At 50.5% G+C, this 22,861-nt stretch carries 16 protein-coding genes; 10 read left to right on the top strand and 6 right to left on the bottom strand.

What is annotated here, in order from left to right:
- Window positions 1-225: 225 nt before the first annotated feature.
- The 3 genes from ACO0LD_RS07270 (at window position 226) to ACO0LD_RS07260 (ending at window position 7,117) form a co-directional block, all read left to right on the top strand.
- The gene (locus ACO0LD_RS07270; RefSeq protein WP_423005210.1) at window positions 226-1,803 is read left to right on the top strand and encodes an alpha-N-arabinofuranosidase; all 1,578 of its coding nucleotides are present in this window, start codon (window positions 226-228) and stop codon (window positions 1,801-1,803) included.
- A gap of 68 nt (window positions 1,804-1,871) precedes the next feature.
- Entirely contained in the window at window positions 1,872-3,416 is a 1,545-nt protein-coding gene (locus ACO0LD_RS07265) for a glycoside hydrolase 43 family protein (RefSeq protein ID WP_423005208.1), read from the top strand.
- A gap of 455 nt (window positions 3,417-3,871) precedes the next feature.
- Window positions 3,872-7,117, top strand: coding sequence for a TonB-dependent receptor (locus ACO0LD_RS07260; protein WP_423005206.1), 3,246 nt, complete (start codon window positions 3,872-3,874; stop codon window positions 7,115-7,117).
- An 88-nt stretch (window positions 7,118-7,205) separates the two neighbouring features.
- Here the strand turns inward: ACO0LD_RS07260 and ACO0LD_RS07255 are convergent, their stop codons facing one another.
- Both ACO0LD_RS07255 and ACO0LD_RS07250 read right to left on the bottom strand, forming a co-directional pair.
- A complete protein-coding gene (locus ACO0LD_RS07255; protein WP_423005204.1) occupies window positions 7,206-7,625 on the bottom strand; it encodes a VOC family protein in 420 nt (139 codons plus the stop codon).
- A 74-nt stretch (window positions 7,626-7,699) separates the two neighbouring features.
- A complete protein-coding gene (locus ACO0LD_RS07250) occupies window positions 7,700-8,227 on the bottom strand; it encodes a GNAT family N-acetyltransferase (protein ID WP_423005202.1) in 528 nt (175 codons plus the stop codon).
- A gap of 187 nt (window positions 8,228-8,414) precedes the next feature.
- Here ACO0LD_RS07250 and ACO0LD_RS07245 point away from each other — a divergent pair, with 187 nt between their 5' ends.
- Entirely contained in the window at window positions 8,415-9,710 is a 1,296-nt protein-coding gene (locus ACO0LD_RS07245) for a DEAD/DEAH box helicase (RefSeq protein WP_423005200.1), read from the top strand.
- Between the two features lie 18 nt (window positions 9,711-9,728).
- Here the strand turns inward: ACO0LD_RS07245 and ACO0LD_RS07240 are convergent, their stop codons facing one another.
- From ACO0LD_RS07240 to ACO0LD_RS07225, 4 genes are all read right to left on the bottom strand, one after another.
- Window positions 9,729-10,745, bottom strand: coding sequence for a right-handed parallel beta-helix repeat-containing protein (locus tag ACO0LD_RS07240; RefSeq protein ID WP_423005198.1), 1,017 nt, complete (start codon window positions 10,743-10,745; stop codon window positions 9,729-9,731).
- Window positions 10,746-10,916: 171 nt separating this feature from the next.
- A complete protein-coding gene (locus ACO0LD_RS07235; RefSeq protein WP_423005196.1) occupies window positions 10,917-13,337 on the bottom strand; it encodes a TonB-dependent receptor in 2,421 nt (806 codons plus the stop codon).
- Window positions 13,338-13,438: 101 nt separating this feature from the next.
- Window positions 13,439-15,334 (bottom strand): hypothetical protein, encoded by a 1,896-nt coding sequence (locus ACO0LD_RS07230; RefSeq protein WP_423005194.1) that lies wholly within the window; start codon window positions 15,332-15,334, stop codon window positions 13,439-13,441.
- Window positions 15,335-15,634: 300 nt separating this feature from the next.
- The gene (locus tag ACO0LD_RS07225) at window positions 15,635-16,627 is read right to left on the bottom strand and encodes a LacI family DNA-binding transcriptional regulator (RefSeq protein WP_423005192.1); all 993 of its coding nucleotides are present in this window, start codon (window positions 16,625-16,627) and stop codon (window positions 15,635-15,637) included.
- A 290-nt stretch (window positions 16,628-16,917) separates the two neighbouring features.
- On the opposite strand from ACO0LD_RS07225, the gene ACO0LD_RS07220 reads away from it, so the two are divergent.
- The 6 genes from ACO0LD_RS07220 (at window position 16,918) to ACO0LD_RS07195 (ending at window position 22,662) form a co-directional block, all read left to right on the top strand.
- Complete coding sequence (locus tag ACO0LD_RS07220; protein WP_423005893.1) at window positions 16,918-17,757, top strand: NAD-dependent epimerase/dehydratase family protein; 840 nt, start codon at window positions 16,918-16,920, stop codon at window positions 17,755-17,757.
- 54 nt (window positions 17,758-17,811) lie between these two features.
- Entirely contained in the window at window positions 17,812-18,666 is an 855-nt protein-coding gene (locus ACO0LD_RS07215) for a heparin lyase I family protein (protein WP_423005190.1), read from the top strand.
- A gap of 32 nt (window positions 18,667-18,698) precedes the next feature.
- A complete protein-coding gene (locus ACO0LD_RS07210) occupies window positions 18,699-19,796 on the top strand; it encodes an aldose epimerase family protein (protein WP_423005188.1) in 1,098 nt (365 codons plus the stop codon).
- Between the two features lie 312 nt (window positions 19,797-20,108).
- Window positions 20,109-21,086 (top strand): phosphate/phosphite/phosphonate ABC transporter substrate-binding protein, encoded by a 978-nt coding sequence (phnD, locus tag ACO0LD_RS07205; RefSeq protein ID WP_423005186.1) that lies wholly within the window; start codon window positions 20,109-20,111, stop codon window positions 21,084-21,086.
- 240 nt (window positions 21,087-21,326) lie between these two features.
- Window positions 21,327-21,668 (top strand): hypothetical protein, encoded by a 342-nt coding sequence (locus ACO0LD_RS07200; RefSeq protein WP_423005184.1) that lies wholly within the window; start codon window positions 21,327-21,329, stop codon window positions 21,666-21,668.
- A 295-nt stretch (window positions 21,669-21,963) separates the two neighbouring features.
- Complete coding sequence (locus tag ACO0LD_RS07195; RefSeq protein WP_423005182.1) at window positions 21,964-22,662, top strand: transposase; 699 nt, start codon at window positions 21,964-21,966, stop codon at window positions 22,660-22,662.
- Window positions 22,663-22,861 lie beyond the last annotated feature (199 nt).

Here is a 22,861-nt window from a genome sequence, read left to right as displayed (position 1 = left end):
TGGGCATACCTCAATTATTTGACTCTGAATTTAAGTCCTGAATTTACATCTTCACCAGGAGGTTTTCATGTCATGGTGCTATGCGACATTGAATTTAATGGCAATTAACATGATTCATTAATATAATTGTTTGCGCTAACATTTAACCCGAATCATCGTGGCAATCGTTCACTTCTGCTTCGTTGGATTTTGGCTGAATCATCATTACAAGAAACAGGAGACTCAATGAGGCAAGTTTATTCTGGTCTGGCTGCGCTGCTGGTGCTGGCTTTGTCTGTATTTGCAGTGCATGCCGCCGATGCTCCTCGCGTCGTGAAGAGCGCATCGCTGACGCTGGATGCCAGCAAGCCCGGCGTTGTCATAGACCGGCACATCTTCGGGCAATTTGCTGAACATCTGGGACATGGAGTTTATGAGGGAGTCTGGGTAGGTGCGGGATCGGCTATTCCTAACACACGCGGTATCCGCAATGATGTAGTGGCAGCGCTGAAAGCAATCAAGGTGCCGGTAGTGCGCTGGCCAGGTGGTTGTTTTGCCGATGAATATCATTGGCGTAATGGCATAGGCCCAGCTGATAAGCGGCGTGCAGGTTTGAATCCCAACTGGGGTGGGGTAGTTGAGCCAAATACCTTTGGCACCCATGAGTTCATGGACTTTGTCGAGCAGATCGGCGCTGAAGCTTATCTATCGGCCAATGTTGGCACAGGCACGCCACAGGAAGCGGCTGAATGGCTGGAATATATGACTTCCGAGCATACCGCGCTGGCACTGGAGAGAGCTGCGAATGGGCATCCCGCACCTTATAAAGTGGCGTTCTGGGGTATAGGGAATGAAAGCTGGGGTTGTGGTGGGGCCATGAGTGCTGATTATTATTTGAATCAGCTCAAGGTCTATTCCCGCTTCAGCCGTAACTATCTTAACGGTCAGAAAATGCAGCAGATCGCGGTTGGCCCAGACGGTGGCAAGACTGAATATACCGAGACCATCATGAAGGCATGGCGGGACAAGGTGTGGAGCTGGAATATTGATGGCTTGTCCCTGCATTCATACACCGTTAACGGTTGGCCTCCGGCTAAAAAGGCAACTGGTTTTGGTGAGGATGAATATGCCAGTTTCATCAAAGAGACAGTGGGCATGGATGATCTCATCAAGACCCATGCAGCCATCATGGATAAATATGATCCAGCCAAAAAAATTGCACTTGTGGTCGATGAGTGGGGCTCGTGGCTGGCACCTGCGCCAGGTAGTAAGCCCGGCTTTCTGATGCAGCAAAATTCACAGCGTGACGCTATTCTCACTGCGCTCAATTTCAATATTTTTGCACGCCATGCTGATCGCGTCAGGATGACCAATATCGCGCAGATGGTGAATGTGTTGCAGGCCATGATACTGACTGACAAAGAACGCATGCTGCTGACGCCAACCTACCACGTTTTCAAGATGTATGTGCCATTTCAGGATGCGCAATTGATACCAGTCAGTATTGATGCAGGCACCTATACTTTTGCAGATATTCATTTGCCGGGAGTGGACGCCATTGCCGCCAGGGATAAGGCTGGCAAGCTATGGCTGGCACTGACCAATGTTGATCCGAATGCTGCAGTTGATATCACCATCAAGCTAACTGGTGCAGCAGCCAGCATGGCCCTTGGCGAAACCCTGACGGCGCCGCGTATTGATGCCGTCAATACATTTGTAGTCCCTGATACAGTTGTTACCAAGCCGGTGAAAGCCCGCATAGTCAATGATCAAATGACATTGAAGCTGGCACCGCAATCAGTCACGGTACTGGGTTTGCAGTAATGGGAGGCGGGTCGCTATTTCACCAAGCCATGCATGCTGTGCTTCATCGTATTCAGCGATGCTGTGGCGTGAGTTTGATTGCTGTGCTCAGTGTTTTCCTGGGTGCCATGCAAGGTGCTCAGGCCAGGCCTGCTGACAATGGTGATGGTACATATACCAATCCGCCACTGTATGCTGATTACCCGGACCCGGACATCATCCGCGTAGGCGAAGATTTTTATTTTGCCAGTACCACATTTGCCAATAGTCCTGGCCTCACCTTGCTGCATTCGAAAGACCTGGTCAACTGGGAATTTGCTTCGCATATCGTGCCCAGACTCAATGGCATGGAGCAATATGACCTGAAGCATGGCAATGCTTATCGCGGCGGATTATTTGCTGCCAGCCTGCGCCACCATAAGGGTGTTTTCTATGCGGTAGTGACACCGGTCAAACAAAATACCCGCGTCTATTACAGCAAGGATATCAAGGGCCCCTGGGCTTACCATGAGCTTGATCGTGCAGCCTTTGACCCCGCGATGTTCATTGAGCCTGACGGCAAGGCGTACATCGCAACATCTGGTGGTTGGGATGGCACGGTTACCTTGTTGAGTTTGAGCAGCGACTATAGCAAGGTGACGGATGCGCGCAAGATTCATTACTACAAAGGGGCGGAAGGTTCCAAGCTCGTCAAGCGTGGCGAGTATTACTACCTCTTCAATGCGCTGCCAGCCAGCCTGACACTGATAGTATCGCGTGCCAAAAACCTGTATGGACCCTGGGAGTCGCATACGCAGATTGATGACCGCAGCGGCGGGCATCAGGGTGGTATCGTCGATCTGCCTGATGGTAACTGGTATGGCTTTGTAATGGTTGACGCCGGTGCTATCGGGCGCATGACTAATATCAGTCCGGTTTTCTGGGAAGATGACTGGCCGGTGTGGGGTACCAAAGAAGCTCCGGGCAGGGTGCCTGCCAGCGCCATCAAACCTGTCCAGGGCAAGCCAGTCACACAATTGGCAACTTCAGACGATTTCAGTGCACCTGTGCTGGGTCTGCAATGGCAGTGGAACCATAATCCTGATGATACTCGCTGGTCCTTGCGTGAAAGGCGTGGTTACTTGAGGCTGGAGCCTGTGCAGGCAAATGAGTTCTGGACTGCGCGTAACACGCTTACCCAGAAAGGCCAGGGGCCATGGAGTCGCGGCGAAGTTGAAATTGATGCCGGCAATCTGCAGGCTGGCGATATGTGCGGGTTTGGTACGCTGGGAAAATTCAATGGACATATCGTCATCCAGCGTGACGCGGCGGATAAATTATTCCTGAGTATGCAAGTGATAGAGGATACCGCGATAGGACGGCAGACTGAAGTGCGGGTGCCATCGCTGCCTGTTGCTGTCAATAAAATTCATTTGCGTACTGACATGGATTTCAGGAAGAACCAGGCGGAAGTTGCTTACAGCCTGGATGGCAAGGTCTGGCATGTGATGGGCGGCAGCTTCGAGCTGGCTTATGACTGGCGCACTGGCACTTTCCAGGGGCAGCAGTTTGCCCTGTTTTGTTATAACCCACATCCAGGCCAGGGTTATATCGATGTTGATGCATTCCGTTTTACCAAACAACCCTGGTTCTAACTAAAAATCTTCGCTGAAAAGCTTGGAAAAGCACACTTTAAAATATTTATGTTAGCGCAAACAATTTGATTTGAATATAGCATAAGATATCTATGCCTTTCGCAAAAAACAAAATTGTTGCAGATGTAGTTATTTTTCCGTATCACTGCAACAACGCAGCTAAAGAAGGGAATTGACGTGCGATTGCAAAACATCCACCATACAAATGGTAGCGCTATTATTTATATAAGTAGTATTGTTTAGCGCAAACATATTTTTTAAATACTGTTGCAAAAAAACAGGAAGATTAGTGGTGACGCAAGTTCATAAGGCGACCGGTCATCAAAAGAATGAGTACCTGCTGTTTGCGTTACCAGAAATTGTATTTCGTCATCAATAGAAAAAAATAGAAAAATCGATGCGCCAATAAAGGCGCAAACAACAATGGCACCAGAGGCCATATACAGGAGACAAGCATGAATAGAAAATTGAAGGGAGCTGGTACCGGTAAGCGTCGGTTCTGCACAGGTGGTGAAGTCTTCGTCACCACGGTCCTTGCTGGCCTGATTTCCAGTGCCTATGGACAGGCAGCGCAGACAGCACCAAGCCCGGCGCCGACATCGACTGCTAGCGCAGAAAATACCGAAAAGCTGGCAGCTGAAAAAGCGAAAGCCGAAAAAGAAAAAGCTGAAAAAGAAAAAGCAGCCAAGGAAAAAAACCATGTGCCTACGGTGACAGTCAGTGGTTACCGCAGTTCGCTCGCCTTATCCGCCAATGAAAAATATGAAAACGTCGGTCTCAGTGATACCGTTTTCTCTGAAGACATGGGCAAGTTCCCAGATCCGAATATTGCCGATGCGCTGGGTCGCATTCCTGGCGTCAAGGTGACCAGGGCTGAAATCGATGGCGAGGGTTTGAATGTTTCCATCCGTGGCATGGGCCCGGCTTTCACGCGGGTCTTGCTGAATGGCGCACCTATGGCATCTGCCTCGGCAGGTAGCTGGGGTGGCTCCATCAGCGCCAACCGCGAAGTCGATATGGACTTCCTGCCGTCTGAATTATTCCGTAGTGCCAGCGTTTACAAAAGCCAGCAAGCCAGCCTGATCGAAGGTGGTATTGCTGGTACGGTCGATATGCGCAGCGTGCGTCCTTTTGACAAGAACGGTTTCCGTTCTGCATTCACACTGAGTGGCAATTACCGCGATCAAAGCGGTAAAGCTGGCACTACTGGTTCAGCTTTGGTCAGTAATACCTGGAATAGCAATACCTTCGGCAAGTTCGGTGTCCTGGTTGGTGCAGCTTTTGGCGATACCAAATACAAGACCGATGGTTTCCAGTCAGTGGATATGCGCAACCTGCAATTGAAGTCTTTCCAGGCGACTGCAGCAGATAACCCCAACAGTACTGGCGGTGGTTCGCAATCTACGCCTGACACAGTACCCTCAGGTCTGGCACTCAATAATTTGCCCGACTATGCGCGCTCTATCCTGGTACCAGGCAAGCAGATAGACCGCGCCATGTTACTGGCCTTGAACCCTGGCGCCACCATACAGCAAATTGACAATGCCCTCATGGCTCGCCTGGGTCGCCACCTGATATACGAAGGTGAACGCAAGCGTGCCGGTGAAGTCATCAGCTTGCAATGGCAGCCGAATGACAAGCTGGATATCTATATGGACATGGTGTTCGCCCAAAAGAACAACAAGATGATCTATGAGGCGATGAATGCCGGTACCCGTGCCAATACTGTCATCCCAATAGGCATGGAATTTGACCGCAGCGATTGTACGACTGGTTGCGTACTGAACAAAGCCATTTTCGCGAATACATTCTGGGCACTGGAATTCCGGCCCATGGAAGAAAAAACGAAATTCCGCAGCTTTAACCCTGGCTTCGAATTCCGCCCGAATGACAATTGGACGATAGATGGCCATCTCAATATCACAAACAGCACCTTCTTCCGCGATATGCCAACGGTGCTGCTGGCCACCAAGTCACCCAATTCGGTGATTACTTACAATAATACTGTCGCTGGTCAGTCACCGACATATACGGCTAACCTTGACATTAACGACCCTACAAATTTTGGTTGGAACCAGGCTGGCCAGGGCCTGTCGGGTTTGCGCATGGACCTGTATGAGCGCACTAATTCGACCAAGGGTACACGCCTGAATGTCAATTGGGGTGATAGCAGTTTCAGTATCAAGAGTGGCGTGGCGTATGACGATATCGAGCGCCGTTACCGCAGTTATGGCGTGGCAGATGCGTGGATGAACGTCGCTTGCGGCAACAACGTCAGCTACCGTTTCTTCGCACCCAACACCCAGATCCGTCAACCAGGTTGCGATGGACGCAGCACACCTGGTGCGATGACAGATGCCGCCACTGCTTATCCTGGTTATGGCACAGGTTCTACTGCGGGCCTGACCACGCCACTGACTTATCAAGGCTCGGTAGTCACCAATGCTGGTGTACCAAATTATGCTTATGCGAGCAACCATGGTTTCATCAGTGTGAATTGGCCCAAGTTTGCGCAAGACACCGACTATCAATATTTCCGCGATAATATTTACAAGGGTTTCGCCAATGGCAGTGGCGGCTATATCCGCGAAGTCGTCAGTGGTTTTTATACTGAGGCGAATGGTCGTACCAAGTTATTCGATGGCACTTTGCGCTACAACGCCGGGGTACGGTATTCTGAAACCCAGCAGACTATTGGTGCTTTGAGCGTGGTGGCTGATCCGCGCAATGTCGATTTGAAGAATGGCGGGCAGTACGACAATATCGGTGTCTGGGCCTATGAAACAACCAAATACAGCAACGTGCTGCCTTCGGCCACACTGGCGTATAACATCACGCCTGCTTTGATTTTCCGCGCTTCTGGATCCAAATCCCTGACACGTGCCAACCCGGCTGATCTGCGGCAAACCATGTTGACCATGGGTGACCAGGGCGCACGTCAGGGTAATGTGACCAACCCCAACCTCAAACCTTTCGGTGCGAATAATCTGGATTTGGGGCTGGAGTATTACATGACCCGCGAGTCCTATGTGTCGGCCAGTGTCTTTGCCAAAGACATCGTCAGCCGTCCGGGACAACGCATCAGCACTTATACCTTGTCACAACTGGATGCGATGTTCGGTACCGTGGGTTTGACAGCTGCACAACAACAGTCAGTTGATGCCAGTGGCGGACGTGACAAGCATCTGGTTGAAATCACCGAGCCTTACAACATCGACACCAAGCTCAAGGTAAGGGGCATAGAACTGACATGGCAGCAGCCGCTGGATATGTTGCCAGTCAAGGGTTTTGGTTTTACGGCGAATTACACCTACACCTCGCAAAAGGATGAGGCACCAAATGCCCCGCCAGTTGCAGGTGTGCCACCACGTACCAGTAACCTGACGCTGTACTACGAACGCAATGGCCTGAACTTCCGCATTTCACGTCAATACACTGCTGGTCATGTCGTCAATACCAGTACTGGCCTGAACGTAGCTGGCGGTGCCTATGCCTACACGACTTCGCGTTCGCAAGTTGACTTGTCAGCCGGTGCCAATCTGAAGACCTTGTTCGGTTTTCCCTACAACACCGATCTGACGCTGAGTGTGTGGAATGCAAACAAAGCCATCAGCCAGTCATATACGCAATTCAGCAATGCCATATTTGATGAATACAAACCGGGTGCGGCTTACACCTTGTCCATGCGTACGACTTTTTAAATGCAGTGGTTCGCGGGCTGCCTGAGTGCATCCCGCAAAGTACTAGTTGAGATAACCCACTCTATCCATCATCAGGATGGAGTGGGTTCTATGCTGTTGGCGAGGCCACATTCACCATCCAGGAAAGGCCAAAGCGGTCAACTACCATGCCAGACAACGATGTCCAGAAGGCTTTTGCCAATGGCATCTGCACTTTTCCTCCATTGCTCAGTGCCGAGAAGAACTGCTCGGCTTCTGCATCGTCCCTGGCTTCAAGATTCAGTGTAAAGCCCTTGAAATCCGGCTGGCTCAGTGTTTCGACACCGTCGCTTGCCATCAGTGTGGTGTTGCCTATGCGAAACGAGGCATGCATGATCTTGTCCGGATCTGATGAAACCGCGCGCAATGCCGGATCGGGGCTGTCTTTCCAGCGCATCATGACGATGACCTCTGCCCCGAGTGCCTCGGTATAGAATTGGATGGCTGCTTCGCTATGGCCGCCAAAGGCCAGGATAGTTTCAACTTGCATGATATTTTCCTTTTTTCGCAGCTTACGCCAGTCGCAATTGACAGACTGTTCGTCAGCTTACACAAAATCCCCGGCTACAGCACCAATTCCATAAAACGCCAGCGGGGATGCAAAATAGTTGGCACTTCTGCACCTGCATATGGCGGGCAGTCCTTGAAACCAGCAGTTTCATACAGCCTGTGAGCCGCGTGCATGAAGGGTGCGCTGTCCAGTCGCACACGCTGATAGCCCAGGCTGCGGACATCATTGAGCAAATACTGTAAAAGCGGGTCACCCAGATGCAGCCCACGAAAAGCCGGTAATACATACAAGCGTTTTATCTCGGCAATGCCAGCCTCGATGCCGCGCCTGCCCCCCATGGCGGCAAACTGACCGTCTACTTCGACCAGATAAAACATGCCATCCTGCGCATCTGCACCACAAATTTTGTCCAGCGCGCCCGGTACATATTCAGCCAGTGGCATACCCAGTAAGGTCTCGGTAGTAATGCCAAAATCATGCGCTATGTTCGCCGCCACCCAGCCCATATATTCCATATTCATGGCGATGAGTACATCTTTATGTTGGGCAATGTCCGCCTGGATGAAGGTAATTGTTGCCAAAATGCTGACTCCTTGATGAGTAATCGCAGATATTGCAGGGATCGACATCTGCAGGTGTATGGCAGTTTTGCACTACAATGCGCATTGACGGGATTTTGAAATCCCGGCATTGCGAATGTTCTGACGCGTTAATATCAATAGTGTAACGCTCAATCAAAAATTTCTTTTCTTCCTCTTAAACTTATCCATGAACTTTGACTCACTAGGCCTGATCCCGGAACTCTTGCAAGCTGTCACTGCGCGCCAGTATGCGACACCGACCGCGGTGCAGGCGGAAGCTATTCCGGCAGTGCTGGCTGGCCAGGACGTCATGGCACTGGCACAGACTGGTTCTGGCAAGACAGCCGCCTTTGCTTTGCCACTGTTGCAACGCATGCAAGAAGACATGGAGGAGGGCAGCAAAGAGGGTAGCAAACAGCGTAAAGTCAAAATCCTGATACTGGTACCTACCCGTGAATTATCCGGGCAGGTAGGCCAAACAATAGAGGCTTTGGCAGAGCATTTGCCAAAGAAATTGAAGGTAGCTGTAATCTATGGCGGCGCTTCCATCAACCCGCAAATGATGCATTTGCGTGGTGGTGCCGATATCGTCATCAGTACGCCGGGACGCTTGCTGGATTTGCTGGATAACAATGCCCTGTCATTAAGGGATGTGGCAACACTGGTGCTGGATGAGGCAGACCGCCTGCTGGACCTGGGCTTTGCCGATGAAATCAAACGCATCCTCGAGCAGTTACCTGCCAAGCGGCAAAACCTGTTTTTCTCAGCCACGTTCTCACCTGCGGTAAAAAAACTGGCGCTGGCTTTGCTGAATGAACCAAAGCGTATAGCGATTGCCGACCTGACTGAAAACCTGCCCGATATCGCGCAAAGGGCGATAGCAGTTGATGGCGACAAGCGTACCCGCCTGCTGGTGCACCTGATCAAAGAGCAGCAATGGGAGCGCGTGCTGGTGTTTGTCGCCACCAAATATGCGAGCGACACCGTCAGCAATAAATTGAAAAAAGCAGGTATCAAGGCAGAGGCATTTAACGGCGATGCCAGCCAGGGCGCGCGCCAGCATATGCTGACTGACTTCAAGGCGAACCGCATACAGGTGCTGGTTGCCACTGACCTGGCAGCCCGTGGCATTGATGTTGCAGGCCTGCCTGCAGTCGTCAATTATGATTTGCCACGTTCCGCTGATGACTACATCCACCGCATAGGTCGCACTGGCCGTGCCGGTGCCAGCGGCACGGCGATCAGCTTTATTTTGGCCGAGCATGAAATGCATTTCCGCCTGATAGAAAAGCGGCAGGACAAACGTGTGCCACGCGAGACCATAGCTGGTTTTGAACCTACTGCAATTGCAGGTGAAATCACCCAAGAAGAATCCGATGCCCGGCTTGCCAACGATGCGCCTACTGGCGGCATCAAGGGCAAGCGCAAAAGCAAGAAAGACAAGCTGCGTGAACAGGTGGTCAAAGACGGGCAGTTCAGCTAAGGTCGTGGTTACTACGTATTACTGGCAATGGCTCAGCGCGACATTGGCGACACCGCCTGTCGTATTTGTTACCGAGTTATTGTCACAGACTATATTGCCAGTCAGGCCGGACTGTACATTGATGCCATAACCCTTGGTATTGAGGTTGAAGCGGTTGCTGCTGAATTTATTGTTCTTGCCCCAGCCGGTATAGGCCTGGTGTACCTGGAAACCATCCAGCAGGTTTTTATCGCTGGAGGTTGGGTGGTTGTTGACGGTATTGCCGGTGATTGCATAATTATTGCCTTTGACATCAATCACACTGTCAGCATAGTTTTCACCGCTGATGCCGCTGCCGTCAAAGGTATTGCCCTGTATCAGACCATCAGATGAACCTTCCTTGATGTCTATGCCTTCGGCATTGACGTTAGGGCCTATGCTGTTGGTCAGCACCTTGTTACGGTCACTCTTGTCCGGGTTGCATGAAGTGTAGGTGCACCAGTTGGAATTGGCTGATCCTATATATACACCTTCACCAAAGCCAGCCTGCTTCTTGCCAGTGTTATAGATGTGGCTGTTCTTTAATACATTGTCGGTGCTGAAGGCGCGAAAGTGTATGCCTTCGTCATCGACATCATGCACGGTCAGGTTTTGCAGTACGTTGTTGGTGGAGGTATCAAGGATGATGCCCTTGCCTGAATTATTGACCGTGATGCCATCAATGATCCAGTAGTTTGCATGATCGAGATACAGGCCATAACCGCCGCTATTCACCAGCACTGCGGCAGATGATCCGGCAGGGCCCGTCAGTTGTATAGGCTGGTCAGCCTTGCCATTTTTGTTCTTGATGACGAACTTGTCTTTGTACGTGCCTGCCGCCAGTTGTATCAAGTCACCTGCTTTTACCTTGCCGATGGCGTCTTGTAATTCCTTGGCTGTGGTTACCTTATACGTGGCCGCCATTGCTGGCAGTGCTGCGACTAACAGTGCGCAGGTGATGAATGTCAGAGTTGGTTTCAGGAACATTTTTTTGCTATTCGGTTTTGCAGATAACATGATGTACTCCTCGCTTGTTTGGATGGGATTAATTTCTCGTTATAAAAAATAGACAGCAGAAAACCATCCGGCACGAATGCCGGATTTTGAAAGGAAGGGAAACGTATGAAATTCAGAGGAGTGATGAACGGTGCTGGCTATTCATCACGCTACTTTAGTCGCTGAAGGTATTCAGAATTTAGCGTCCAGCCTGACACCAAAATAACGGAAGGCATCACGGGCAGGTGTCCAGGTGGTGTTGGTCACTGTCAGCACCGGGTTCGGTGCTTTTGAACTCCAGCTACCTACACCTGTGAAACCGGTATTGGCATAGTGGCGGTCAAACAGGTTGTTGACAAAGAAGCTCAGTTTGTACTTGTTCATTTTGTCTCTGATACCGAAACCGATATTCGTCACACTGATGGCAGATACGGCCAGCGTAGGGTCCTGGTTCAGGTTGGTGATGACATCGCTTTGATAGCGCACGCTGCCTGTGATAAAAGCGTCGAAAGGCAGGTTGCTGAAACGCAGGTCATATTGCCCACCGATATTGGCCTTGATTTTTGGTGCATTCGGCATCCTCGCACCAGCGAGGTCTTGCACGTTTTGGCCGCCATACTGCACAGACTTCAACTGGCATTCGGCATTGAAGCCACCATTCGGGCTGCCGGCGACGTTATAGCAAGGGGCATTCGGGAATTCCGTAATCGTCGCATCGGTATAGGCAATGCTGCCGTTGAGCATCAAGTCCCTGGTGACCAGTGCCGAGACATCCATTTCCACGCCGCGTGTCTGCACGCCACCTACGCTATTGAGGCGGGTCACATAAGTCGTAGTGCCAGGCAGGTAGCCGCCAGAATTTTGCTGGTAGTCACTGAATCGGCTATTGAAGGCCGCTACATTCAGCGTCAGGCGATTGTCGAAGAAATTACCTTTCAGGCCGATTTCAAAGGTCTTGGCAGTTTCTGATTTGACTGGCTGCTGGGCCGCAGTGGCTGCATTCAAGCCACTGGTCAGGTCATAGGCCAGACCTTTATACCCGGTAGAACCCATGACATACACCATCAGGTTGTTGTTAACCTGGTGTTGAAGGCTGAGTTTACCCGTCGTGGAATTTTCAGTATTGTCGAGGCTGGAAAAATAATCAGTCTGTACAAACGCGCCAGGTGGCGGTGCGCCTACCGAGAAGCGGTAACCCGAGGTTTCACGGTTATAGCGCAAGCCTGCGAGCAGGCTGAAGTTCTTGGCAAAGTCCCAGGTCGCCTGGCCAAACACGGCGCTGTTGACGTTATAAGTGTCCGTGAAATACTGGATAGGCGTGGTCAGAGCAATACCGTTATAACCGCGTATGAAATGACGTTCTATGGAATTTTTTCCATACCAGTAACCGACCACATAACGTAACGAATTCTTGTCATTCGAGGTATAGCGCAATTCCTGGGTTTGCGATTTGACGTCGAAAGTGCCGTACTGGGTGTAGCCAGAATTGACACCGGCGGGTTTGCCATTCGCCAGCGGATAATACAGCAGGGTGGGTACATCGACAAAATCCTGGTCGCGCGAGTCATTTGCATAATAACGGTCAACGGAGGAAATCGAGGTCAGCGAAGAACCATCGGCAAATGAGTAAGTGAATTTCAAACCGGCACCACGGCTGGTTGAGGTCTGTCCTGTCATTGCATCATTGCGCACATCCACGTTGTCTGGGCCTATGCGTATACCGTTCAATAAAGTCGATGCAGGCAGTTGCGCAATATTCGATAACAGGCCACCTTGTGCCGGGGTCAGGCTGGTCAGTGCCAGCACGCAGCAGGATGTGACGGTGCTGTTATAGCGTGGCGAGAAATCGACATCAATATTGTCGGTAGGATGCCAGCTAAGCTTGGCCATGAAGGTCTTGCCGCCAGAGCCGTTGACCTTGCTGCCATCAGTCAGGTTATTCACATTGCCGGCGTAGCGGTTATCACTGGCGCTGACACGAAAACCAAATTTTTCCGACACCTCACCACCATAGCTGAGTCCAAAGCGCCATTCACCATCACTGGTATATAAAGTACTGGCACTGCCCGCCAGCGGGCCGGAGATAGGCTTGGTGATGATGTTTACCGCACCGGCAATCGCACTTTTACCAAACAAGGTACTTTGCGGACCTTTCAGAATTTCTATGCGAGAGATATCAGTCAGATCCTGGAAGGCCTTGACCTGCATGCCCATGGGAATATCATCAATGATGACTGCCACGTCAGCTTCTACACCTATGCCTATCGACGTGGTGCCTATGCCACGCATATTGATGCCATTGTTGGCAGGGGTAGAGCCATAGGTGATGGACAATGCAGGCGACAGGTTGATGACGTCAGCGATTTCCCTGACGTTATTGCGCTGTAATGTGGCATCGCCCAGGACCGAAATCGCCATCGGCACGTGCTCAAGTTTTTCTATGCGTTTGTTGGCCGATACCACGACTTCATTGAGTTTACCGTCAGAAGTTTCTGCGGTATTTGCCTGTTGCGCCTGCGCTGCCTGGGTCAGAGCCAGCATGGCCAGACTGATGGCAAAGCTCAGGGGTTTGAGTTGCATGAGATGTTGCTTGCTGCTGGATTGTGCTGACATTCTTGTCTCCGGATATTGTAGTTTTGTGCTATTTTTGCTGCTGATTTTTTTGCTAAATTCTTGATGCTTAATTTTTTTCAGCTAAGTTTCGCTGCTAAATTTTATTGGTACCGTATCGTCCATTTGATTTTCAGTGGCTGCCCAGGCTTTAACTGTTGCGTGCTGCAACTGATATGGTTGATGAAGGGCCCAGCCGGAGTCTGGAAATACGCGTCGCCCACTACCCGTTTTACCGAGCATTTCTCCAGACCTTCGACGATGAATTCCGTGACGCCGCCTTTACTGAAATAAATGTGATTTCCGTCCTGCCGAACAGCATCTGAAAAGCTGCTGAATTCCAGGCTGGCTTGCTGTATCTGTGTGTTGCCAGTCGCTGTAAATTCATCTGTCCTGCTGACACTGCCGGGTTCAAACTGATAGCGACTATTGAGTTTTACCCGCTCATCTTTTTGTGGCGGTTTGCCTTCGCCTGTCATGCGTGTCAGCCCGCTTTGCTGATAGCTGATGAATTCGCCCTTCGCTGTCTTGCCAGTCTGGATGTTACTGATGAAGGCGGTAACCAGTAACTTGCTACCATCTGCCAGCGTCAGACTGGGGATAAGCTGGGGATGGGCAAAGCCGCTGTCTGGTATGCCAACGATGAGATCATTTGAAAACGGTAGCGGGTAGTAGGGACTATTCGCATGCTGGCCTGCACCACCATTGGCCAGTAACAGGCTGAACACATGCTGGCGGTCGCGGTAGATCGCCAGTGCCCTGTCATACTCACCGCGCGCAAACCAGTTGAAGCTGAACCGTGGCTGGGTTTTATCTGCCCATGCCTGCAGGTCAGCCAGCGGTATGCGCTGGTCATAACCGAGTTTGTGCCAGATGGCATTGGTGGTCAGTAACTGATGCAAGAGCGAGAAGTTTTCACCCAGCACCCTGTGCGCTCCACGGTAGGCATCAGTCTTCCTGCCCTTGCCCCACAAATCGACGGAATGTAATTGCGGGTCATACCAGAAGCTTAAAAACTTGTTGAATACGCGGGTGGAATAGGCGTAGGCATAGTCTTTTTCCGTGGGCGTCAAGACATCCAGGTAAGCAGATGCCGACAGAATTTCGAGTATCGCAGTATCACCATAAGCACCTATGCTGCGGCCAAAGCTGAAGCCATCACCCTTGTCATTTGCGATATTCAGGGCAATGTCTGCGGCTTTCCTGAGTTTCAGTTTCAAGTCAGGCCGGACTTCCTTGCCGGTTTCTATGAGCCTGTGGCAAATTTCTGCAATCAATAAAATGCTATAGCGGTCAAAGCGACCTTCACCATCGGTTTCATCAGAAAAACCATATTCGCCAGAATGTGCATCGTAGTGCGCCAGCAGGGTATTCAAGAGTTTTTCACTGCCACTGGCATCTTCCCAACCGAGCAACATGCGCAGGCGTGCCACGCCAAATGCCACGCCATAATAATTGGTGGGCAGGTTGATGAGTTTCAGATCAGCTTCATTGACAAAGCTGCGCCAGTCCAGTTGCTTCTTCAGCTTGACCAGGGTGGCCGGGCTGACTGCCTGCTCCAGCAAGCCCGCTTGCTGTATCTGTTGCAGTGCCAGCAAATAATAGTAAATGCCCCAGGTATGGTTTTCCATATCGACGGTCATGTCGGCACTGATGCGGAAATTTTCTGCTGCCTTGAGCCTTGCCTCTGGAGCCAGAGCAGGGTTCAGCATTAAATGGGCGAGGCCGGTGGCGATTTTACCGGGCAAGAATTTGTCCTTGCCATTGAAGGCAGGGTAGCCAGCCAGCGTGGTTTGTAATCTCTCGGCCAGCAGTTTTTGCGACAGGTAATCAAGCTGGGGATAAAGTGATTGCTGCACCAGCGTGTTCATGGGCAGTTGCGTCTGTGTTGCAGGTACAGGCAGGTCAGCATTGCTTGCCGCAGCCATGTTTAGCGTCAGCACCGATGCTGCGATGCAGAGCTTGCACAGCTTATTGAGGATGGGATTGCGGTACGGCATACATCTCCTGGTTTGTTATGTTTTCCCTGGATATATTGTTTCAAATGCAGCTTTGAAAGAAATTAGGAAAACGTTTAACTAAATAGTAGATGAATTCAAATTGAAGGTAAACCTGATTTTTGTTTTTTTTAATTTCTGCGAGAATTATTGCAGATAACTAGCGATGAAATGGCAAGACGAAGAGTTTGCGCATGCTGAGGCATGCACTGCATTCTTTTTAAAGAAAACGTTTTCTAAGAATGTCGCTTTTTTGCACAAAGGGGATTTGTGCCGTCAATGCTGTTCAACGCAAGAGCAGGATTATTTTCTGTTCATGACAGAAGAGCGCAAAATCAATTGCGGCTCTATGGTGGTCAGGCCTTTGGCGGTCTCGCCATTGATGATGCTGATCAACGTGCGCATGGCAGCAACCCCCATTTCTTCACTCTGTAAATCGACTGAGGTCAGTGCAGGCGAGGTGTAGCGGCCATACTGGATATTGTCAAAACCGGCGATGGAAACATCCCGGGGAATATCGAAGCCCAGGTTTTGTGCTTCTTTCATGAAGCCCAGTGCCATTAAATCGTTATAGCAAACCACGGCATCGGGACGCTGTTTGCCCAGCATGATGGATGAGCAAAGGCGCTCGCCCTCTTGGGCGGAAGGCGAATTGACATTATAAATTTCTGCTGTCAGTTGATGCTCGCCCAGGCATTCCTGCAGGCCGCCAAAACGTTCTTCATCGCGGCGGGATTTATTGAAACCCATATAGGCAATGCGCTTGTGTCCGAGGGTCAGCAGGTGTTGCGCCAGCATGTAGGCACCCTTGTGGTCATCACTACTGACACAGGGGGAACTGAGCTGGCTCAGGCGGCCAAAGAATACCAGTGGTTTTTCCAGTTGCTCGGTCCAGCTCAGGTCGGCTTCACTCATGCGTGAAAAAAGTATCATGCCATCGACACGGCGGCTCAATGCTTCTATCAGCGGTTTTTCACGACCCAGGTTTTCTTCGGTATCGACCAGCAGCAGCGTGTAACCATGTTCGATGGCGATGCGGTTGGCCCCTTTGACGATGCTGGTGAAATGGGGATTGCTGACATCCAGTATCGACAGGCCTATGGATTTGGTACGCCCGGTGATCATGGATTGCGCCAGTGGGTTGGAACGGTAGCCAAGACTGTCAATGACCGCTGTGATCCTGGCTTCTACGGTAGAAGAAAAACGCTGTGTACCATTGATGAATTTGGATATGGTGGCAGTAGAGACGCCCGCTTCAGCGGCGACATCACGTATGGTCGGTGGTTTTTTCTTCATCGCGTATAAAAGTATCTCAGACGGTGTGACTGTAAGCGTTTAACCGCCAGCTCAATTCAGCGTGCATCTTACCGTACAAACTGGCAGGCAGGCATCAATGCCATTGTGGGCTTGTCTGCCAGATGCATCATTCTTCAAGGCAGGTGGTGGTTTTTTTAACATGCAAAGGAAATATTTGACCCCGGCAAAAAATTCTATATACTTAGTTAAACGTTTAACTAAAAGTCTGATTTGCCCTTTTTAAGCAACTTGAGCAAATCAGGGCCGACACCAACCTAAAATCAAAAATGATGATGACTGAACAATTTAGTGAGCAATCCAGTGAAAAGCCTTTTAATCGCCTGCTCTTGACGGGTGCAGCCGGTGGCCTGGGCCGGGTTTTGCGTGAGCGCCTGAAACCGTGGACAAAAATACTCAGACTCAGCGATATCGTCGATATAGAAAACCTGGTGCCTGGCGAAGAGGCGCAGACCTGCGACCTGGCTGACAGGGCAGGGGTGTTTGAATTGCTGAAAGATGTCGATGCCGTGCTGCACTTTGGCGGCATCTCTGTCGAAGACAAGTTTGAACCCATCATGCAGGCCAATATCCTGGGCATGTATCATTTGTATGAAGCGGTACACAAGCTGGGCATCAAACGCGTTATTTATGCCAGCTCCAGCCATGTTGTTGGTTTCTACCCTACGACAGAGAAAGTGAATGCGGACAGTCCGCTACGGCCAGACGGTTTTTATGGCCTCAGCAAATCTTATGGCGAAGCGCTGTCACGTTATTACTATGACCGCTTTGGCATAGAGACGGTATGCCTGCGCATAGGCTCGTCTTTTCCTGAACCCAGAAATACCCGCATGATGGTGACTTATCTTAGTTACGATGATTTGCTGGGCCTGATCAAGGCGGCATTGTTCACGCCCAAGGTGGGCCATAGTATTGTCTTTGGCGTATCGGATAATCCGGCGAAATGGTGGGATAACAGCAAGGCAGCCCACCTCGGGTTTACCCCCAAGGATAGCTCAAGCGAGTTCGCCGGACGCTTTCCGCTGACTGCGAGTTGGCCTGATGCTGACGATAAGACCAGTACCTATCAGGGTGGGCCATTTGTCGTGGCCGGGCCGCAATACCAGGACTGAGGCAGGCTTATGCGCTTACTCATTTTATCTGGGAGTCTGCTTACTGGTTTTGCCATGCCTGCTATTCATGCTTTTGCCGCTGATGCGACTTCTGGCGTAACCGGCAATACCTTGTGCCTGAATGCGCAAAAGCCGGGTGGCACGGATACTTATGCGCGTATAGAAAATGTTTTTGGCAAGGGTGCGGTAGAGGCGCCGAGTGATACGCACTACGCGTCAGCCAGGCCGCATATTACTGAAGGGGGCGACGATGTGGTGTCAGCCTATTTTGCAGTGCTGGCGATAGATCCTACCGACGTTAATCTGGATGGCAAAACCGTGGCTGAGGGGAGCGACCGTTCCCGCACCGAGATCAAGATTGCCCCCAGTCTGATGGGTATGCACCAGGCCTTCAAGGCGCGTGAAAATAACAGCTTTGTGTATAGCTGGCGTTTCAAGATTGATGCAGGCATGAAGTTTTCGCCCTCGTTTACACATATCCACCAGATCAAGGCCTATGGTGGCCGCTATGCGGAGCCGCCGCTGATCACTTTTACGCCATTGGCGAGTGGCCGTATGGAAGTGCGGCAAATTGATGACCTGAAAAACGAGGGCGGTGTTTATCATGTACTCGGCACGGTGGCCTTGTCGCAGATACAGGGGCAATGGATAGACGTGCGTGAGCAGATCACATTCTCAAATTCTGCCGGACATTATCAGTTGAGTATGCGCGGCCAGGACGATAAGTCCGTATTGGAAATCGACAGCGCGGGCCTGCAATTATGGCGTACAGGGGCAGACCACATGCGACCGAAATGGGGCATCTACCGCAAGCATCACGCGATGCTGAATCAGGACAAGGATGATTACGTCTATTTTGCCAATCTTGGCATCACGCGTGGCAGCCAGCCGGATTCCAGTTGCCGTTAGCTCACATAGTAAGACTCGTCATTCTGACGTGTATGGCGTGCATTAACGCGGCCGCGCTCGCTGCTCACAGCCAAGATAGCGATTGGGGCAAGACAGCTACTGGTCAGGTGGTGCAGGAACATTGCCTGCAAAACGACACGCACATGCGGGTTTGCTACCTGGATTATGGCGCGACAATGACCACTATCGAAGTGCCAGACCGCGATGGCAAGCTGGCCAATATTGTGCTCAGGTTACCTGACCTGTCAGCTTATTTAGCTACCAGGCACAGGCATGCGTCCATCATAGGGCGCTATGCTGGACGCATAGGCAAAGCTGAATTTGCATTGAGCGGACAAACTTATCATTTGCCTGCCAATGAAAAAGGAGTTGCCCTGCATGGCGACCCGCAAGGCTTTGACAAGCGGGTGTGGTCGCGCCAGGATTTTGAAGAGAACGATAGCCTGGGCTCGCATTTTAATTTGCTCAGCCCTGACGGTGATCAGGGCTTCCCGGGTGAAATGCAGGTGACGGTTACTTATCGCCTGTACAAGACGCGCAATGCATTCAATATTGAATACCGTGCCGTCAGTGATAACGCGACGGTCATCAACCTGACCAATCACGCCTACTTCAATCTGGCAGGCGCTGGCAGCAGAGGTTTGAATACGCATCTGTTTCAAATCCCTGCTGATCGTTATACTGAGACCGACAATAAACGCATACCCACAGGACGTATTTTACCGGTGGATGGCAGCGTGCTGGATTTACGCCAACCCACCGCCATCACACGTCGCCTTGAACAAGGCGATGCCTTGCTGGGGCAGCCAGCTGCTTATGATCACAGCCTGCTGTTTGCCAATTGGGATCAGTCCTTGCGGGCCGTTGCGCACATCACTGAAACTGTATCTGGCCGGCAAATGGATATCTGCACCACAGAACCCTCGGTACAGTTCAATAGTGGCAATGGCTTTGACGGCCGCGAAGCCTCAGCCTATCAGCGCCATGACGGCTTTGCCTTCGAAACCCAGCACTTGCCCGACAGCCCGAATCACGCGAATTTTCCCTCGACTGTGCTTAATCCAGGGCAAGTGTTTAACTCTGTGACCAGTTTTCGCTTTTCTGTCACACCGCTGCCAAAAAGCGACTAGGCCAGGCTAAGGACAGTGAGTAAAAAGCACGGCGTAACATGGGGTAATAAGCGAATTCCATAGCCAAGTGTCTGGTGAATTAACTCTAAAACATTTCTTGCTTTAAGGGAATTGGTTGCTCAAATTCATCTAATGCTATAATGGCAGGCAATTGATGCACAAAAATTAATCAGTGCGCATCCAATCACCGTCCCCCCATTCCTGTCCCAAAGCACGTCACTGACGTCGCTTGTTTGTCTGCTACCGCATACATGTTTGACTGGTCACAAGCACTGCCGTGCTTTGGGTATTTGCATTTTCTATTGAGGTTTTATGTTTAAAAAAAGTTTCACCCTGATACTGCTAGTCAGCAGTATGTTCATGTCTCTTGCGCATGCCGCAGAAAAAATCACCGTAGGCCTGATCGCCACTACCAGTATAGAAGATACCCGTAAGCGCTGGCAGCCTTTGCTCGATGACCTGGCAAAAAGCACGGGCACAGAAGTGACAGCCGCCATTTCTTCCAATTACAGCGATATCGTTGCTGGCTTGAAAGAAAACAAAATACAAATCGCCTGGTTGAGCAGCAAAGTTGCGCTGGATGCGGTGGAAGATGGCAAGGCTACCGTGTTTGCACAGATGGTAAAAAGCGATGGCTCACGCGGCTATAACTCTGTCCTGATTGCCTCCAGCAAAAGTGCGTTGACCAGCTTTGATCAGGTCTCAGCCAAGCCTGGGACGTACATTTTTGCTGATGGCGATAAAAAATCGACATCTGGCTATCTGGTTCCTGCTTATTACCTGTTTTCCAAGAACAAGATAGATCCGGCAAAACTGTTCAAGAAAGTCATTGTTGGTAATCATCAGACTAATTTATCTGCAATTTTGCGTGGCGAGGTCGATGTTGCCACTTTTAATAGTGAAGAGATGGGCAGGTTGAAGAAAGAAGCGCCAGATCAATTCAGTAAGGTGCGTGTTATCTGGACGTCGCCTTTGATACCGAATGATCCTATTTTGTATCGCAAGGATATGTCGCCTGCGCTGAAAACCCGAGTGGAAGATTTCTTTATCAATTATGGCAAGCAAAAGCAGGCGGCTGTCGTGTTGAAAGACATCTTGAATTTGTCCGGTTTTCAGCGCTCTACCGATGCTCAGTTGAAACCTATCGCAGATTTAACATTGTTTAGCCTTTTGCGTGATAATTTGAACAATCCTAGCCTCACAGATGCGCAGAAACAAAAGAAATTTGACGAAGTCAGTGCCCGTTTTGGCAAATTGAGCTTCGTGCTGGAAGCATCTCGTATTAAATAGTTTCCATGAGTGCGAAATAGTTCCAATCAATTTGTAACAAAAAGCTGAAATAAATACAATAATTTGGGCATTTTTGCCCAAATTTCGTTTAATTTGTTGTGTTTTTATAAAAAATATAAAAAAATTTCTCACTTTTGTAACTTATCATGTCAACTGAATCGTCAACCGGTGCGTTTTTGGACTAAAGAATCTTTGCTGACACCTTTCCTTAAGCAAAGTTTCCCTTTAAGGAGTCAGAAAATGATTTACGAAATACTGGTTCGCCCTTCGGACAACAGCAAGAAAATGACTGCCGATCATTTGATCTGGATAGAAAGCAACATGACTACCCGTTCCTTCGAGAACTGGCTGCGTGAAAAATCCTTGCTGGACGGTAGTGGCCATGCGCCTGTAGCGCGTTGGAGCATAGTTCAGACTCAACGTCCTGCGCATTTCAATCTGGCAACACAGGCAAAAGCCCTGAAAAGCCGTATTTCTGAATTGATGACTGGTACACCAGAAATCGTCGCAGTGCCGGATGCATCTCGTGCACTCAAAGCTTTCCGCTTGAAAAGCCCGGTTCAAGAACTCATCGCGGCCTGATCGCTGTGTGATGGCGAACTTTCCGGTCACACCGGAAAGTTGAAGCGGCAACAGCCCCCATGTAAGCCTATAGCTTGTCCATGCCCTCGCAGAGCGAGGCATGGCGGGGGGCTCCGTACATATAAGTAAACTGCTCAGGGCTGCCCTTCAGGCTTACTTCCTGGCCTGTCATCTGTGTCAAAGCTCCTGTCAATGAATCAGTCCGGTATGGCGGATATCGCCTGCTCAGATAAGTTTTGACAAGACTGACTGATGCCAAGCACAATCCAGACTCTTTTGGATTGCCCGCATACCCATGGCCAGATTAGCCCGACTCGTTATCCCGCATCAGCAACATCATGTTATCCAGCGTGGCAATGCCGGTGCGGTGATTTTCCAGGATGCCGAGGATTACAGCAGCTTTCTGGACTGGCTCAAGCAAGCTGCCAAGCTGTTTGACGTTGCCATCCATGCCTACGTATTGATGCCAGATCACCTGCACCTGCTACTGACACCCGGCGATGAACCAGGCCTGGGCAAGATGATGCAGTGGCTGGGCCGTCACTATGTCCCTTATTTCAACCGCAAATACCAGCGTACCGGCACCCTGTGGCAGGGACGTTACCGTGCGACCGTCATTGAGTCAGCCAATTACTTCATCCCTTGCAGTATTTATATGGAAAGCAATCCTTTGCGTGCCGGTCTGGTGCAGGATTTGCTCGATTACACCTGGTCCAGTTACCGGCATCATGTAGGCCTGCATATCGACCCCCTGATTACCGATCATAGTTGTTACTGGGCATTGGGTAATACACCTTTCCAGCGAGAAGCTGCCTACAAGCAAAGTCTGGAGCAGGGCTTGTCCAACACACAAATCAGTGAAATTACCCAGGCCACGACCAAGGCCTGGATGCTGGGCTCGGCTAAATTCAAGATAGAAATGAGCAAGCTGACCGAGAGACGGGTAGAGCCGGTCAAGCGTGGCCGCCCCCGCAAAGTCCAGGAAAGCGCCTGATTTTTTCTTTTACGTGAGCGGTCCTGCAGGCTGCTTCCATGCCTGGAAATCCTGATATGCACGCCGGAAACTCAGCAAACACGGCTGCATTTACTGTGTCCCTATTTAAATATTCATGAGAATATGATTATTTTAAATTGACACCGACCCTAATTAAATCAGTTGCGCAATATTTTGCACTGCACTATTCTCTGTCTTG

Origin of the sequence: Undibacterium sp. Ji83W (assembly GCF_049340385.1) — a bacterium.
Classification (GTDB): domain Bacteria; phylum Pseudomonadota; class Gammaproteobacteria; order Burkholderiales; family Burkholderiaceae_D; genus Undibacterium.
This window is presented reverse-complemented; position numbering and strand designations above follow the sequence as displayed.